We start from the raw sequence: 16,108 nt of genomic DNA, 5'->3' as shown, positions 1-16,108 counted from the left end.
CGTCGAGTCATGAGGCTATGTGACAAAATCGTGCTGCACAGCTCGTACCACCAAAACGGGGCACGGGGCTCGAAGGACCACGTTGTTGGCCACACTGCCGATGAGGGTGCTCATGAGAGCGGATCGGCCGTGGGTGCCCACAACGATCATGTCAATGTTATTTTCCTTGGCGTAGTTAATGATCTCTTCCGCCGGACGGCCCTTACGGATTTCAAAGTGGATTTCAGAAATTCCTTCTCTCCATTCCAAAGGCAACAGCTGATGGAGTTCCTCTTCTCGATCTTGGACCATCTTGCGCATGGCCTCTACGAAATCCCCTTTGTAACCTTTTACACTCAGCTCATGGACGGCATCGATGATCCTCTGATTAATCACGTGGATCAACGTCAAAGACGCTTGCCGATCCCGGGCGATTTCCACACCGTAGCGAATGGCTTTTTGAGAAAATTCGGAAAAGTCTACGGGAACCAGAATCTTCTTCAATTGGATCATGGCAATCTCCTCGTCTTCGATGGTTCTCTCATCTCCAGGGAAAGGACAGGGCAATCCGCACACCGCGGGTTTTTACGACAATAAAGATGGCCGACCCGCACCAGCAGAGCATGAAATTCCTGAAAAAGATACACATTGGGGGGAAGAGCGTCCATAAAATACTGGCGTAAGGCCTCGTAGCCGATGTTGCTAGGCACAAGGCCGTGCCTGGATAGGATACGGCGTGTATAGGCATCCACCACAAAGCTGGGCTGATGCGCGGCGTAAAGGATGATGCTGTCGGCGGTTTCAGGTCCGATGCCGGCAATGGATAAAAGTTCTTTTCTCAGTGTTTCCAAGTTTTGTTGAAGAAAAGCGGACAAGTTTCCTTCGTGATGATGGTGCACATGTCGGCAGAACTCCAGGACATAGCGGGTTTTCTGGTTGAAGAAACCCGAAGGCCGTAAGCACTCGCGTAAAGTATCGGAATCAGTGTTGAGAATCTTTGAAAGGTCCAGCAGGTCTCTGGCTTTAAGGCGTTTGATGGCGAGGGTGACGTTGTTCCAGGAGGTGTTTTGCGTCAGGATAGCGCCGATGATGACTTCAAACGGCGTATCGGCGGGCCACCAGCCCTGAGGGCCGAAGGCGGCCAAAAGAGTTTCGAAAAGATGGTGAAGAATAACGGAAGGCTCGGCCTCCATTACGGCAAATGCACTCCGTGAATGCGCGCACCGCATGCCGTACAGGCTCCTTTGGAAATTCCCTGAGGCTTTATGGAAAAGCCGTAGCGTTTCATGACGACGGCGCCACATTGTGGACAGTAAGTGTTTTCGCCTTCGTCTCCAGGCACATTGCCTGTGTACACGTAACGCAGTCCTGCTTTCAATCCGATCTCGCGAGCTTGCCGCACTGTAGCCACAGGTGTGGGTGGTCGATCGGTCAAGCGGTATGTGGGATGAAAACGACTCACATGCCATGGAGTCTCCGGTCCCAAAGACACGAGAAATTCGGCCAGTTCCTTGAGTTCCTGAGGGTCATCGTTGAGACCCGGGATGAGGAGCGTCGTCACTTCGAGCCAAATTCCCAAACGTTTCATGCCCTGCAAAGTTTCCAGCACCGGATCGAGGCGGGCGCCGCACATTTCCTTGTAAAAACGGTCTCGAAAAGCTTTGAGGTCCACATTGGCGGCGTCAAGAAAGGTTTCGGCAGCTACCTGCAGGGCTTCCGGAGTCATGTAGCCGTTGGAGACGAAGACGTTTTTCAGGCCGGCTCTTCTCGCCTCGATCCCCACATCCATGGCAAATTCCATGAAGATTGTGGGTTCCGTATAGGTGTAGCTGATACTGGCGCATCGTGTTCTTAAAGCATCTTGGACCACGGAGCTCGGAGTGGATTCCCTGCCGTAGACGGCCCCATGGTCTCTAGGAGCCTGAGAAATATCCGCATTTTGACAAAAGAGGCACCGGAAATTGCATCCCACCGTAGCGATGGAATAACTGAAAGTTCCCGGAAGAAAATGAAAGAGGGGTTTTTTTTCTATAGGATCCACATTGGCTGCGATCAACTTGCCGTAAACCATAGAATAAAGACGGCCCTCAAGGTTACGGCGAACACCGCACAATCCGGTTTTTTCCGGCTTGATCAGGCAGCCGTGCGCGCACAGGCGGCAACGCACGGCGTTCTTTTCTTCCTGAGTATAAAAACGCGCTTCATGCATGGCCGCTTCCTTCATCGAGGGATCTTGTTACGGCCCTGGAACGCCGAGAAGACACCACGGACCCTTGGCACGGAACACCCGTCGATGGGGAACACCCATTTCGGCCATGAAGACGCCAGCAAGATCGAGGGGTTCCCGCCGGTCCGGCACCTACGACGCGTTCCATAAGCGGATCCTGAACCGGCCTATGCACGGGACGAAGGTCCACACGCATGGCCAAAAAGTGTCCGAAAGGCTGGTATTGGAAAAGCGGGTGGTCTTCCACTATCTCCAGATGTGTGGCAAGCCATAATGGAAAAACCAGGCAGGTTCTCCACTGGCAGACCGCGGAGCCATAAAGCACGTCTTCCAGAAGATGTTTCAGGGAAAGCACCGATTGAAAGACTGCGTGACGGTAAAGCGAAGGCTTCCACAGAAATTCCATGCGGCGATAACAACCGGTCAGAGACCATTTGTTTAAAGTACCGATAAGCACATGCCGCCGTGCCACTCGGCACGCCTCGGCCAAAGCTGCTCGAGGGTTTTCAACAAATTCCAGCGTGGTGATCAGAGTCACCGTATCGAACTCATTGTCACTGAAGGGCAGATCTTCGGCAAATCCGTGATGAATAAGGATACGCTGAGGAAGTTTTCTCTGGGCATAGCGGACCAATTCCCACGATGGTTCGACGCCCGTGACGGCATGCCCAAGTTGAGCGAGCCACTGAAGGGTCCAGCCTGTGCCGCAACCCACATCCAGAACACGTTGCGGACTCGTTGGATTCCAGAGGCGTTGGAGCAGATTTCGTTCCAAGCGCAAAACGGTGCGTCCGGGCTCGGTTTCAGCCCATCTTTCCATGCGCAGGGCATCTTCGAGGCGAAAAATGTATCCCACAACCACCTCTTCCCAACATGCCGAATGCATGATTCACGGTTTCACGATTGACGACCTTACGATTTCAAGTCATTCCGAAAAAACGGCTCCCGTAGCGCCGCTGGTAACCATTTTGGCATATCGTGCCAGATATCCATGCTGGACGCGTGGCGGCCTGGGGCGCCATGCCGCTCGACGTGCTTCCAAGGTGGCTTCGTCTACGAGAAGATTAAGTTTCTTGGCTGGAATATCGATAGAAATAAGATCCCCTTCTTCCACCAAGGCAATGGGCCCCCCGGCCGCTGCTTCCGGACTGATGTGTCCGATGGCGGCTCCTTGGGTTCCGCCACTGAAGCGGCCGTCGGTGATAAGCGCCACTTCCTTGCCCAAATTCATGCCGATGATGGCTGCCGTCGGTGTAAGCATTTCCTGCATGCCGGGACCGCCTTTGGGTCCTTCGTATCGGATGACCACCACGTCTCCTGGTTGAATGGCACCACCCAAGATGGCATCAGCGGCCTCTTTTTCACTTTCAAAAACACGGGCACGTCCAGTTCTGTTCAACATTTCTGGAGCTACGGCACTTTGTTTCACAACCGCTCCTTCAGGTGCCAGATTGCCATAGAGAATAGCGATCCCACCTTGCGAATGATAAGGATTATCCACAGGGCGAATCACGGAATGGTCCACATGTTTTACGGATTCGAGGTTTTTGCCTACGGTATTTCCTGTCACGGTTCGTGCGTCCAGATGAACGGCGCCGATCTTGGCCAGTTCCTTCATAACTCCTTGAACACCACCCGCTGCATGAAGATCTTCCAAGAAATGAGGGCCTCCGGGTCGTAGAGAACAAAGATGCGGTGTCCTGGCGCTGATGCTGTTGAAAAGATCTAGATTCAACTTGTAGCCGGCTTCATGGGCGATGGCCGGCACATGCAGCACCGTGTTGGTGGAACACCCCAGGGCCATGTCCACAGCGATAGCATTTTCAAAGGATTCCATGGTGATCAGGTCTCGAGGTTTTACGTTGTGACGGACCAGGTCCATGATACGCATACCGGCCATTTTGGCCAAGCGATAACGGGCGGCTGAAACAGCGGGAATGGTCCCGTTACCGGGAAGAGCCAGTCCCAGAGCCTCGCTCAAACAGTTCATGGAATTGGCGGTGAACATGCCTGCGCAAGACCCACAACCTGGGCAGGCGTTGTCTTCAAGTTCATCCAGATCCTCTTCGCCGATGATGCCAGCTTTCAATGCACCAACACCTTCAAAGACCGATATCAGATCCACGGGCTTTGCTCCGACTCGACCCGCCAACATGGGCCCGCCGCTTACCACGATGCAAGGAATGTTCAAACGAAAGGCCGCCATGATCATGCCTGGAATAATCTTGTCGCAGTTGGGAATAAGCACCAAGCCGTCAAAAGGATGGGCCATGGCCATCACTTCCACACTGTCTGCAATGAGTTCCCGGCTTGCCAGGCTGTAGCGCATGCCGTCGTGGTTCATGGCGATACCGTCGCAGATGCCGATGGTGGAAAATTCGACAGGGGTGCCTCCAGCCATGCGCACGCCAGCCTTTACGGCTTGGGCGATCTTGTCCAAGTGTATGTGCCCAGGAATGATTTCATTGAAGGAATTGACGATGCCGATCAAAGGCCGATCGATTTCTTCACGAGTGTAGCCCATGGCCTTAAAAAGGGATCGATGGGGAGCTTTTTCCGGTCCTTTTTTCATAAGATCGCTACGCATGGCCGTTTTTCCTCCGTCAGGGTCAGGGCCTTTGGGGTGTCGTTTTTTATTGAGGGATAAATCGCTTCAATTCCGATCAAAGCGTTTGCGGCGTTGTATTACCAAAGACTGAAGGTTACTGTAGCGCCCTGATGCTTTGCAAGGAAAAAGGCTTCCTTTCGTCTTCCTCATAGCTCCGGGTCGCAACGGCTTTCCGCTCCATTTCACCCAACGGCCAAACTTCAGTAAGCGCCGGATCCATATGTCCACTCCGAAATCACCCTGTTCCACAACCTATCATGTGAAACACTCAAGCGTACCCCAACAGTGAACACATCGAACCGCTGGGTCTTTTCGGGGAGTAAGTATTCACCTGGGGACGCGGGCATCCTGCCCTCATGATGAACGTTCCGCCCGTATCATGAGCGGGGTGGGAATCGAGCTCTCTAGAAAGCCTTGGTCTTTTTTCAATGTCGGGTAAAGTTTTAAGTTTGTTCCGGTACCTTCTCTGTAGAGGCGGACCTGCGTGTCCGCTCCAAAGGATTGTCGTTCCTGAATGGCCTGGGGGCGGACACATGGGGCCGCCCCTACGGATTGTGTGCTTTGGCTCCTGCTTCTTGCCGAAAGCCCCTCGAGTTTACCCGCAGATTTGCAGAGGATCCTTTCGCCTTGAGACCCCTCGCCGGTGTTTGGTATGGCCCAATCGGCACAATCCCTTGTAGGGGCGTACCGGTGTCTGCGCCCCATATTCCCTTACCGACGACGGTCTTTCGTGGCGGACACATGTGTCCGCTCCTCAGAGCTACGAGCGTGACCGAGAATTTATCCTTGGGAGCGGGGGCATTCCGCACACGTAAACGGCAGGTCAAAGGCCCGAGCTGCCAGGAAAACAAAAGCCTTGCGGCATAGAAGCCAGGCGGCGCCTCGCTCCTATGTTCAAACAGCAAGACACCTTGGAATTGTGAGTTGTCGGGACGGTCCCAGCCGTCCTTCCATGCACTCAATGCCGGCGGATCAGCCGGGCACCTGCACGGAACTCTCGACATTTAAAAAAAACGTGAAAAAATGCAGGTTCGCATGCAATTGAGGCGACCTTATCGTTTTAGGGTAATGTGAAGGGGTGAGGCTCGCATGCGAACGGGCGGGCTTGGAACAACAAACGGAGATAAGTTATGTGCGGCATAGGTGCCATTTTTCGCTACAAAAACAATGGTGTTATAAGCGATGCAGAACAATGGTTGGCAAAGGTAAACGCTCGTCAAAGGTCACGGGGGCCAGACGGAGAAGGGGTGTGGGTTTCCGAAGATCGTACGGTGGGTCTCGCCCATAGACGTCTGGCCATCATCGACCTCTCTCCGGCGGGCCGGCAGCCCATGGCATCTGAAGACGGTCAGATTCAGATAACCTTTAACGGTGAGATCTATAATTACAAGGACTTGCGCGCCGCCTTGGAAGCTCAAGGAGCTCGGTTTCGATCTCAAAGCGACACGGAAGTTCTTATCCATCTCTATCAACGTTATGGCGTGTCCATGGTTGAGCATCTACGCGGGATGTATGCGTTTGCTTTGTGGGATGGCAAGAAGGGGGGGCTTTTGCTCGCTCGAGACCCCTTCGGCATTAAACCCCTTTACTATGCAGACGATGCCGGCACTTTGAAGGTGGCAAGCCAAGTCAAGGCTCTTCTGGCTGCGGGTGTTTCCGATACGTCTCCCGAACCGGCCGGTCATGCAGGCTTTTTCCTTTGGGGTTGGGTGCCCGAACCTTTCACTTTGTACCGAGGCATTCGATGCCTTCCTCCCGGTTCCACACTCTGGGTTTCCAGAGGAGGTCCCGTACCTGAGGCAAGAGTCCATTGCGATGTTGCCAAGGAAATCGCAAGCAGGGCGACTGCGGAACCGATTTTGGACCGCCGAAAAGTGGAGGAAGTTCTCGGAGAAGCTTTGGAAGAAACCATGCGCTACCACATGGTCTCCGATGTGCCGGTGGGCATGTTTCTCTCAGCCGGCCTGGATTCCACATCCCTTGCCGCCCTGGCTTCACGCCGTTCGCCGATACCTCTACGCACCTTCACTCTAGGATTTGATGAATTTCGAGGGAGATTGGACGACGAGACGCCTTTTGCCGAAATGGTCGCTCAGATGCTGGGTACGTGCCACGAAACAGGGTGGGTGTCCAAAAAAGATCTCATGGACAACCTGGATCACTTTTTTGACGCCATGGACCAGCCGACCATCGACGGCATCAATACCTATTTGGTAAGTAAGGGGGCCGCAGAAAAGGGTATCAAAGTGGCCCTCTCAGGCTTGGGCGGTGACGAACTCTTTGGGGGCTATCCTTCCTTTCGGCATGTCCCTTTGATCGTCAAATTGGCCAAACCCTTTGGGGCCTTCGGGGCTCTAGTGCGAGCCTTGGTGGAACCCGCGCTCGGTCGTGTGGTGTCACCCAAGTATGCAGGCTTGTTGGAATATGGTGGAAGTTTTGGCGGAGCCTACCTGCTGCGACGTGCCGTTTATATGCCTTGGGAGCTTTCTCGGTTCATGGATTCGGACATGGCCAGAGAAGGATGGCAAACACTTCAAGTCACGGTCGCCTTAAACCGAACCGTTGAAAAGACTCAGGATCCTTTCCGCGCCGTCTCCGCTTTGGAAGTCACCCAGTACATGCGCAATATGCTGCTTCGGGATACCGACTGGGCAGGTATGGCCCATAGCCTGGAAATACGTGTTCCTCTTGTGGATGTGGTCTTTTTGAAAACCGTCGTGGGTCTGCTGCGCGCCAATTCATGGAATTACAAGCACCTTCTAGCCCATTGCGCCTGGAACGGAAATCCTCCCGAAGCCTTGACGCATCGTGCCAAGACAGGATTTTCCGTCCCTATTTCCGAATGGCTCATCCCCAACTCTCGCACCGTTGGCAGCTGGCGTCGCGCTTGGCTCAAAGAAGTCTACAAGACTTTTTTGGCGCAGCACAGCTTCTGAAGCGGTGCGTGAATCGGTGGGCAACCATGGCTTGACAATGTCCTTCATCATGATGTAGCAGATGCATTGCTAAGTCACTTTGTCGAGTCCACCCACGAAGGAGGAAGGCATCGTGGAGGTAGAAAACGGAAAGGCTCTTTATCCTATTGGAATTGTGGCCGAACTACTCAACATACACCCAAGAACACTAAGAATTTACGAGCAGGAAGGCCTCATAAAGCCGGCACGGCGAGGCGGTAAACGTTTTTATTCCAACAATGACCTGCAGTGGCTCAAATGCCTGCGTCGTTTGCTTACTGAAGACGGTTTGAACATTGCCGGGATTAAAAAGCTTCTCACCGTGGCCCCATGCTGGGAAATTCGAGGTTGCGAGGAATCCGTACGCAAGAGCTGCCCGGCGATTCTGAATTTTCCTGTGCCCTGCTGGGATTTGGTACCTCGTGCCTGCAAGGAAAAAGGGCAATTGTGCACCGAGTGCGAAGTCTATCTCAAAAAGAAGAATCACGTCATGATGCGGCGCTGCCATGAAGGAGAAGCGCAGGATTCCAAGGCATGAAAGCCTCTCACGTGACCGGTACGCTTTTTGGGCCGGTGCCGTCCCGCCGACTTGGGCGTTCCCTGGGCATCGATGTGATTCCTCCCAAGACCTGCACGTTGGACTGCCTTTATTGTGAATCCGGCCCTACGACACATCTGAGTCTTCACCGAAAGGCTTTTATACCCCCGGATGACGTGTTAGCCCAATTGCAGCACTTTTTACAAAAGCATTCAAAGGCCGTGGATGCCCTGACTTTTTCTTCGGCCGGTGAACCCACGCTCTATGAGCCTTTAGGCGAACTGATTTCCGCCATCAAAGCCGCATACAGCTATATTCCTTTGGTGGTTCTGACCAACGGAACCCTTCTGTGGCAGGAAGAAGTCCGCAGAGGCCTTCTGAAAGCTGACCGGGTCGTGCCGTCTTTGGACGCCGCTCACTCGGAGGTTTTCGCAAGGCTTAATCGTCCGCATCCGCATTTGTCTCTGGATCTCCTTGTGGAAGGTTTGGAATCCTTTCGTCGAGAATACCGGGGTGCTTATCATTTGGAAATCCTTTTGGTGAGGGGCATCAATGACAGTCCGGCCCATCTGCGTGACCTGGCGGCTTTGGTGCGACGTATCGGCCCGGATCGAGTGGAATTGAACACGGTGGTGCGTCCTCCGGCCCAACCCGGTCTTGATGGTTTGACGGCCGAAGCCATGAAAGAAGCGGCGGCCTTTTTTACATCATGCCCTGTGGATGTTTTGGGTGCCTATGAAGCCAGGGGGAACATCGGGGACGATGAAAGCCTGGAAGAGCGTATCGTGCAGCTGGTACGACGCAGGCCATGCTCCATGGAGGAAATGGCGGACGCTCTGGGAGTTCCCTTGGACACCCTGAAACACGTGGTCCAAACCCTTTGTGAAGGCGGCCGCTTGGAGCTTCGCAAGTTTGAGGCTCGGGATTTTGTGGTGCCGGCAGAAGGCACGCCCTCATAGGTATTTCCTTGGCGATTTTTGACTCAAGGTTTCTCGATGTCTTTGCGATGGTAGCGGTGATTTCGGGAAACCCTGAGAGGCTTTTCCTGAAGAGCGTCTTCGAGTATGCTGCGGTGGATGTCCGTACAGGGTAAGAATTTTAAAACAAACCCTGCTGTTTGAAGGACGGTGTGCCGACCGTTCGTGCCAAAACGGTCTTGAAGCCCATGATCTCAGACCAGGATGGAGGGTGCCGTCGTGGCGTTCGATGTCGGTGTGGATGTGGGATCGGTCAGTGTCAACGTGGTGGTGATCGATGACCACGAAAAGATCGTTTGGGAAGCACCGTATGTGAGGCACTTCGGCCAAGTCGTTTATGAAGTGCGGCGGGTTTTGGAAGAAGTGTTTGCGAGGTTCGGCGCGCCTTTGGTGCGGTCCGTCACTTTTACGGGAGTCCATGGAGAGAGGCTGGCGGAAATCCTGAACGCCCCTTTTGAAGTGGAAACCATCGCTCAAGTTACGGGTGCTATCCATGTGGTTCCCGACGTTCGCAGCATTATCAGTATCGGCGGACAAGACGCTTCCCTTTTTCAGGTAAGCCATAGGAACGGATCCTGGCACTTGGACGCTTTCAACATGAACGGTCCATGCGCTTCGGGGACGGGTTCCTTTATGGATCAACAAAGTGCCCGATTGGCCTCTTCCATCTATGGGGCCGAATTTGAAATGACCCAGGAAAAGATGCAGAAGACTCTGCAAGATTTCATTTCCCTGGGCCTGCAACACAGTTCTCCGGCGCCGGTGGCCTGCCGTTGCACGGTTTTCACCAAATCCGACATGATCCATCTGCAAAACAAGGGGGAACCTCTGCCCAACATCATCGCCGGGCTTCACTACGGCAATGCGGCCAACTATGTGAGCACCATCGTGGCGGCTCGCAAGTTGGAAGAGCCGGTGATCTTTATCGGGGGCATGGCCTCCAACCCACTGCAGGTGGAAGCATTTCGCCAGTATTATCCGAATCTGCAAGTACCTGCTCATCATACCTCCCTAGGGGCTTTAGGGGCGGCCTTGCAGAGCCGGCGTGCCGGGCGTTGTCATCGAGTGGATCTGAATAGGTTGTCGGAAAACGTGGAGGTTTCCGGGGAAGAGTTTCCTCGAGCGCCTCGATTGGAACTGCGCTGGACGGTCTTTGACGTGGACGAGACTTTCCCTCCCTGGGAAGGGTGGGAGGAAAAGAATCCTGTGCCCGTTTACTTGGGAGTGGACATTGGGTCCACCACAACCAAATATGCCTTGATCGATGAATGGGGAAGGATTCGCCACAAGCGTTATGTCCAAACGCAGGGAAAGCCTATCGAGGTCACGCAAAACCTGTTGCGTACGATGCTTTCGCAAGTAGGGTCGCGCGTGCGCATCAAAGCTGTGGCTACCACCGGCTCCGGTCGTAACGTGGTGGGCGATTTCCTTCACGCCGATCTTATCCTGGACGAAATCACGGCCCACGCCAAAGGGGCGGTGGCGGTGGACGCTACCGTGGACACCATTTTTGAAATCGGTGGGCAGGATTCCAAATATATTCGGCTTGAAGACACCCATCCTCTGGACTTTGACATGAACAAGGTGTGTGCGGCAGGGACGGGGAGTTTTCTTCATGAATTGGCGAACAAACTCAAAATTAACATTGTGGGTGAATTTCAGGACTTGGCCCTGACATCCGAAAACCCCGTGAGCTTGGCGGAACGCTGTACGGTGTTCATGGAATCGGATCTCTTCAGCTATCTGCAAAAAGGGGCGCGCCGTGAGGACCTCATTGCGGGCTTGTGCTACGCCGTGGTTCATAACTACCTTAACCGGGTTGTGGGCAAAAGGCCTATTGGCAAAAAGATTATGTTTCTTGGAGGTCCTTCCCTGAACAAGGCTGTGGTGGCTGCGTTTGAAAGGGTTTTGCAGCGGCCTCTGGTGGTCCCGCCTCACCGCGAGGTCATGGGGGCTTATGGAGCGGCTTTGGCGGTCAAGGAAGCTTTTGAAAGGGGAGAGCTTTCTGAAAAGCAAAGAGATTTTGAGGCATTGGCTCAAGCCACGGTTCACTTTACGGAATCCGTGTGTCGAGCGGACAGACACTGCCATAACGAGTGCAAGCTGAAGATTTATGATTTTGTAGGTCGAAAGAGTGTCTGGGGAGGGGATTGCGGACGTTTTGAAGTGAGCCATTATCGTGGGCCGTCTGCGGAAAACACATTTGAAGCCCGTCAACGGCTGTTTTGGGAGATGATTCGGGAATACGCTCACGTTTTGGGGGAACCTGCCGAAGCCTCGTTAAACGAGGAGGAGCGACCTGTGGTGGGGGTTCCTATGGGCTTGCATGCCTTGGAATGGGGACCCTTTTGGGTGCGCCTTTTAGCGGCTCTTGGATGTCGAGTGTTGGTGAGCCCCAAGACCGACAACCGCATTGCCCTGAAAGGCGTGGAATCCATGACGGCGGAGACCTGTTTTCCCGTGAAAGTCTTTCACGGACACGTGGATGTTCTGCTGGATCATGTGGATTATGTCTTCTTGCCCAATGTCATCAGTATGCCCGTTCCCGAATCTCAGGAAGCCGGCATGTTCTGCCCTTTGGTGCAAAGCTCGCAATACGTGGTGCGGGCGGCCTTGAACATTTCAGATGACCGCTTGATTCGGCCGACTCTTTTCATGAAGCAGGGTCCCGATGCCCTGGTCTCTTCGGTGTATGCATCCTTGCCAAGGTCTTGGAAGATCCATCGGGATCGTGTGGCGGCTGCGGTGCGTGCGGCTTGGGGCTATCAGCAATGGTTTCGAAAACGTGTCCATGACGTGGGGCGTGCCATCCTTTCTCGAGTCCCGGCCTTGGAACCTGTCTGGATCGTCACAGGTCGTCCTTACAATCTTTATGACGAGCGCCTGAACCTGAAGCTTGGAAGACACCTAGCCAGACTGGGTATCTGGGCGATTCCGGCGGATGTTTTGGATGTGGATCCAGAGGATCTGAGCGATTTCCCTCGCATGTACTGGGGGCTTGGCGCTCGTATTCTAAAAAGTGCCAAGAGAATCGCCCGCACACCTCATTGGTTTGGAGTTCACTTGAGCAATTTCAGTTGTGGGCCGGATTCTTTTGTAGAACATTTCTACCGGCATATTTTGGAACGCAAACCAGCTTTGATTCTGGAACTGGATGAGCATAGCGCCGTGGCGGGTCTTCTGACGCGCGTGGAAGCTTTTCGAAACGTGGTCAAAAACGTTCACGAAAGCTCGCTGGGTTCGACGGATTGGAACGATCTGGCCGGAAAATTGAGCAATTAAGGGATGGGTTCGAAAGGTTCCATGCAAGCATCGCACAGGGTTTTGGATCGATTGCACGAGGGTGTGGACCGTTTTGACGTTACCGGTCGTGTTCTGCTGCTGCCTCAAATGACCCCTTTCGGCACACGCCTTCTGGCGGCAAGCTTTCGCGCCTTTGGTGTGCCGGCCGTGGTGATGGAAACCTACAAGGGATTGGCGTTGGGAAAGGAGTTTACTTCCGGCAAGGAATGCTTTCCCTGCCAGGTGACCCTGGGAGATATTCTTTACTTTTTGCAAGAAGAAAAACGTCGTTTGGGTAAGGACTTTGATCCGGAACGTTACGTCTATTTTCTCCCGGAATCGGATGGTCCATGTCGTTTCGGCATGTACAACAAGTTTCAGAGAATCGTTTTGGATCAGTTTCCGGAATACCGTGGTATTCCAATCACTTATCTTTCAACGGCGGATGCCTATTCTGTGGCCGGCTTACTGCCCAAGAAAAAGGCGCGCTATTTTCGTCGCGTTGCTTATGTGGCGTCGGTGATTGCCGACGTTTTGGACCGCATCGTGTGGCGGGTTCGTCCCTATGAAGTACGGCCGGGCTTGACGGACGCCTTTATGGAAGAGGCTCTTGAGGCCATGGAGAAGGCTGTGGTCACTCACGGGCCACGAAGGGATTTTGCGCGGCTTTATGATTTGGTGGAAGATGTGGCTGAAACGGCGGCCACGTTTATCGATGACAGAAAACCTCGCAGGCCCAAGATCGGTATTGTCGGTGAGATTTACTTGAGGAGTCATCCGGACTCTAACCAGAACATTATTCGCCAGATCGAAGCTTATGGCGGCGAAGTGGTGGACGCTTCCATTGCGGAATGGATCAATTTTGTAAGTTATGAACGGCTGCGCAAGGCCAAGAAACGGTGTGCCGACGCGTGGCGTCAAGGTCGAAAGGCCCAAGCCATTCGAGCGGCGAAGGCCGTCATCCATCAGGGCATAGAAAACCGATACCAAGCCTGGCGGCAACATCAAGTGTACGCCCGCGTTTTGCGTCATCTGGATATTCAACCGGACCATAGTGTGAAGCACATTGAGAGTTTTTTAGAAAATGACCGTCTGTTCAGCTTTGAGATCGGCACGGAGGCCGCCTTGAGTATCGGAGGGGCTTTGGCTTACGTGGAAGAAGGTTTTGACGGCATCGTCAATGTGTTCCCCTTTACCTGTATGCCCAGCACCATCTGTTCGGCCGTTCTTAAACCTATGCTTTTGGAAAAGCGTATTCCCTATGTGGACGCTCCCTACGACGGGACCTCTCAACCCAACCGCCACGTGATTCTCAAAACATTCATCTATCAAGCCCAGCAGCGTCAGAAGACGCGCACCTCTTATCGCGGAAACCTATGACCACACAGCATTTACTCATCAACGCTCACGATCCCGAAGAAGTTCGCATTGCCCTTGTGGAAGGTCAATCCCTGGAAGGATTTTTCATTGAAACGGCTACTCGAGGCAAGGTGGTCGGCAATATTTACAAGGGCATCGTCGTCAACGTGCAACCGTCTTTGCAGGCGGCCTTTGTGGACTATGGAGGAGAACGCAACGGATTTCTTCCTTTGAGCGAAATCCATCCGGATTATTATGCGGTTGAAGTTGAAGGGCCGCCCAAGATTCAGGATGTGATTCGACAAGGCCAAGAAGTCTTGGTCCAGGTGACCAAAGAAGAGGTGGGGAATAAAGGGGCTGCCCTCACAACCTATGTGTCTCTGGCAGGTCGCTACCTGGTGCTGGCTCCAGGCCAGAATCAAAGAGGGGTGTCTCGAAAGATCGAAGACGAAACCCAGCGGGAAAGACTGAAGCAGATCGTCCAGGAACTGGAAGTTCCGGAAGAGATGGGCCTCATTGTGCGTACGGCGGCCGAAAACCGTACGAAACGAGAAATTCAAAAGGATCTTCGCTACCTTGTTCGTATCTGGGAAGGGATTCTCAAACAGGTCAAGGAAACCGAAGCCCCTGCCTTGATTTATCGGGAAAGGGATTTGGCCGTTCGTGTGGTGCGGGACTATTTTCACCCGGGAATGAAATCCATCTTGGTGGATCATCCCGAGGTGCACCGGCAGGTCAAGGAATTCATTCGTATCATCAGCCCAAAGCATCAGCGCTTGGTGAAGCTTTACAAAGGGGACGCCCCCCTTTTCAATAAGTTTCATTTGGAAGAACAGATCGACCAGCTGTTTCAAAAAAGGGTGCCGCTTAAATCCGGGGGTTATCTGGTCATCGACAGCACAGAAGCCTTGGTGGCCATCGATGTCAATACCGGCAAGGCGACTCGAGAAACGGTTCAGGAAGACAACATTTACCGAGTCAATATGGAAGCGGCGGAAGAAATTCCACGTCAATTACGCTTGCGGGATTTGGGGGGACTGGTGGTGGTGGATTTCATCGACATGCGTCAGACCCAGCATATCCGCAACGTGGAACGACGATTGCGTGAGGAAGTCAAAAAAGACAAAGCCAAGGTCAAAGTGGGCAAGATTTCGTCTTTCGGACTTCTGGAAATTTCACGGGAACATCTCGGCTTAAGTATTCAGCTCGGGTCCTATCGAGCTTGTCCTTTGTGCTCGGGAACCGGCATGGTGCGTTCTACGGAGACTTCCGCCGTATGGTACCTTCGAAAAATCTGGAACGGGCTTCTTAGGGAAGACGTGATCGCAGTGCGCGCTTCTCTCCCCGCCGACGTGGCCCATTACCTTCTGAACCGTAAAAGAAAAGACCTGACAGCCTTGGAAGAACATTTTAAAAAGGAAATCGTCATCGAGGCTTCGGCCCATCCAGCTCCTGACGAAGGTCGCCTGGAATTCGTGACCGCCGAACCCATTCCGCTTACACAATGACGTATTTCTTGATGATCTTGACGACCTGATCCGCATCATCGGCCAGCATGACCAGCTCGGGGTCTTCTGAAGAAATGAGGCCTCGAGGCAGCAGGGTATGCCGCATCCAGTGAAGCAGGGGCCCCCAATAATCGCTGCCCACGAGAATGATGGGAAAAGGTTTGATGCGCCGTGTCTGAATCAAGGTGAGAGCTTCAAAGACTTCGTCCAGGGTTCCGTAGCCTCCCGGCATGGCCACGTAAGCCTGAGCATATTTGACAAACATGACCTTGCGCACAAAGAAGTACTTGAAGTTGATCCTCACATCGGCATAAGGGTTAGGTTTTTGTTCCATGGGTAATTCGATATTAAGTCCCACGGAATGCGCACCACCTTCCTTGGCCCCCTTGTTGCCGGCTTCCATCACTCCAGGACCACCCCCGGTGATAATGTTGTAACCGTTCTGCGCCAATTTTTTGGCGATTTCCACGGTCAATTCATACGTGGGATCCCCCGGACCCACTCGGGCCGACCCAAAGATAGAGACGGCCGGATAGATATCCCCTAGAATTTCAAAGCCTTCCACAAACTCCGCCAGGATTTTGAAAAGACGCCAAGAATCCTGAATGGTCATGGCATCAATCACGTATTGACGTTCTTTCATGGTCGCCGACGGCTCCTTTCTTTAGGGATTATT

12 protein-coding genes are annotated in these 16,108 nt (G+C 53.3%); 6 read left to right on the top strand and 6 right to left on the bottom strand.

Translation table 11 applies throughout. The annotated features are described in order from the left end of the window. Positions 1-15: 15 nt before the first annotated feature. The 5 genes from WHS46_04695 to ilvD all read right to left on the bottom strand — a co-directional run bounded on the left by WHS46_04695 (position 16) and on the right by ilvD (position 4,793). Positions 16-492, bottom strand: coding sequence for a universal stress protein (locus tag WHS46_04695; GenBank protein ID MEJ5347971.1), 477 nt, complete (start codon positions 490-492; stop codon positions 16-18). Then, positions 489-1,172, bottom strand: a complete 684-nt coding sequence (locus WHS46_04690; GenBank protein ID MEJ5347970.1) for an endonuclease III domain-containing protein — start codon at positions 1,170-1,172, stop codon at positions 489-491. The genes WHS46_04695 and WHS46_04690 overlap by 4 nt, the downstream gene beginning before the upstream one ends. Further along, complete coding sequence (amrS, locus tag WHS46_04685) at positions 1,172-2,188, bottom strand: AmmeMemoRadiSam system radical SAM enzyme (GenBank protein ID MEJ5347969.1); 1,017 nt, start codon at positions 2,186-2,188, stop codon at positions 1,172-1,174. Before amrS ends, WHS46_04690 begins: the two co-directional genes overlap by 1 nt. Then, complete coding sequence (locus tag WHS46_04680) at positions 2,181-3,062, bottom strand: class I SAM-dependent methyltransferase (protein MEJ5347968.1); 882 nt, start codon at positions 3,060-3,062, stop codon at positions 2,181-2,183. The genes amrS and WHS46_04680 overlap by 8 nt, the downstream gene beginning before the upstream one ends. Before the next feature lie 69 nt (positions 3,063-3,131). Next, positions 3,132-4,793, bottom strand: a complete 1,662-nt coding sequence (gene ilvD / locus WHS46_04675) for a dihydroxy-acid dehydratase (protein MEJ5347967.1) — start codon at positions 4,791-4,793, stop codon at positions 3,132-3,134. A gap of 1,151 nt (positions 4,794-5,944) precedes the next feature. On the opposite strand from ilvD, the gene asnB reads away from it, so the two are divergent. From asnB to WHS46_04645, 6 genes are all read left to right on the top strand, one after another. Continuing rightward, complete coding sequence (gene asnB, locus WHS46_04670) at positions 5,945-7,750, top strand: asparagine synthase (glutamine-hydrolyzing) (GenBank protein ID MEJ5347966.1); 1,806 nt, start codon at positions 5,945-5,947, stop codon at positions 7,748-7,750. A 112-nt stretch (positions 7,751-7,862) separates the two neighbouring features. Beyond that, entirely contained in the window at positions 7,863-8,306 is a 444-nt protein-coding gene (locus tag WHS46_04665; protein MEJ5347965.1) for a MerR family transcriptional regulator, read from the top strand. After that, positions 8,303-9,265 (top strand): radical SAM protein, encoded by a 963-nt coding sequence (locus WHS46_04660; protein MEJ5347964.1) that lies wholly within the window; start codon positions 8,303-8,305, stop codon positions 9,263-9,265. Before WHS46_04665 ends, WHS46_04660 begins: the two co-directional genes overlap by 4 nt. 237 nt (positions 9,266-9,502) lie before the next feature. Further along, positions 9,503-12,565 (top strand): acyl-CoA dehydratase activase, encoded by a 3,063-nt coding sequence (locus WHS46_04655; GenBank protein ID MEJ5347963.1) that lies wholly within the window; start codon positions 9,503-9,505, stop codon positions 12,563-12,565. Positions 12,566-12,586: 21 nt separating this feature from the next. Then, positions 12,587-13,945, top strand: a complete 1,359-nt coding sequence (locus WHS46_04650) for a CoA activase (GenBank protein MEJ5347962.1) — start codon at positions 12,587-12,589, stop codon at positions 13,943-13,945. Further along, positions 13,942-15,432 (top strand): Rne/Rng family ribonuclease, encoded by a 1,491-nt coding sequence (locus tag WHS46_04645; GenBank protein MEJ5347961.1) that lies wholly within the window; start codon positions 13,942-13,944, stop codon positions 15,430-15,432. The genes WHS46_04650 and WHS46_04645 overlap by 4 nt, the downstream gene beginning before the upstream one ends. Here WHS46_04645 and WHS46_04640 read toward each other — a convergent pair. Continuing rightward, a complete protein-coding gene (locus WHS46_04640; GenBank protein ID MEJ5347960.1) occupies positions 15,422-16,075 on the bottom strand; it encodes a TIGR00730 family Rossman fold protein in 654 nt (217 codons plus the stop codon). The two genes, WHS46_04645 and WHS46_04640, sit on opposite strands and share 11 nt — an antisense overlap. Positions 16,076-16,108 lie beyond the last annotated feature (33 nt).

The sequence above is a fragment of the Desulfosoma sp. genome (assembly GCA_037481875.1).
Classification (GTDB): Bacteria; Desulfobacterota; Syntrophobacteria; order Syntrophobacterales; family DSM-9756; genus Desulfosoma.
The sequence above is the reverse complement of the archived record's forward strand: the minus strand, read 5'-3'. Positions and strand labels throughout refer to the sequence as shown.

Bases quoted from the DNA above. Each gene is read 5' to 3' on its own strand.
- WHS46_04690 (MEJ5347970.1), bottom strand. From the start codon at position 1,172: ATGGAGGCCGAGCCTTCCGTTATTCTTCACCATCTTTTCGAAACTCTT.
- amrS (MEJ5347969.1), bottom strand. From the start codon at position 2,188: ATGCATGAAGCGCGTTTTTATACTCAGGAAGAAAAGAACGCCGTGCGT.
- asnB (MEJ5347966.1), top strand. From the start codon at position 5,945: ATGTGCGGCATAGGTGCCATTTTTCGCTACAAAAACAATGGTGTTATA.
- WHS46_04645 (MEJ5347961.1), top strand. From the start codon at position 13,942: ATGACCACACAGCATTTACTCATCAACGCTCACGATCCCGAAGAAGTT.
- ilvD (MEJ5347967.1), bottom strand. From the start codon at position 4,793: ATGCGTAGCGATCTTATGAAAAAAGGACCGGAAAAAGCTCCCCATCGA.
- WHS46_04640 (MEJ5347960.1), bottom strand. From the start codon at position 16,075: ATGAAAGAACGTCAATACGTGATTGATGCCATGACCATTCAGGATTCT.
- WHS46_04660 (MEJ5347964.1), top strand. From the start codon at position 8,303: ATGAAAGCCTCTCACGTGACCGGTACGCTTTTTGGGCCGGTGCCGTCC.
- WHS46_04695 (MEJ5347971.1), bottom strand. From the start codon at position 492: ATGATCCAATTGAAGAAGATTCTGGTTCCCGTAGACTTTTCCGAATTT.
- WHS46_04650 (MEJ5347962.1), top strand. From the start codon at position 12,587: ATGCAAGCATCGCACAGGGTTTTGGATCGATTGCACGAGGGTGTGGAC.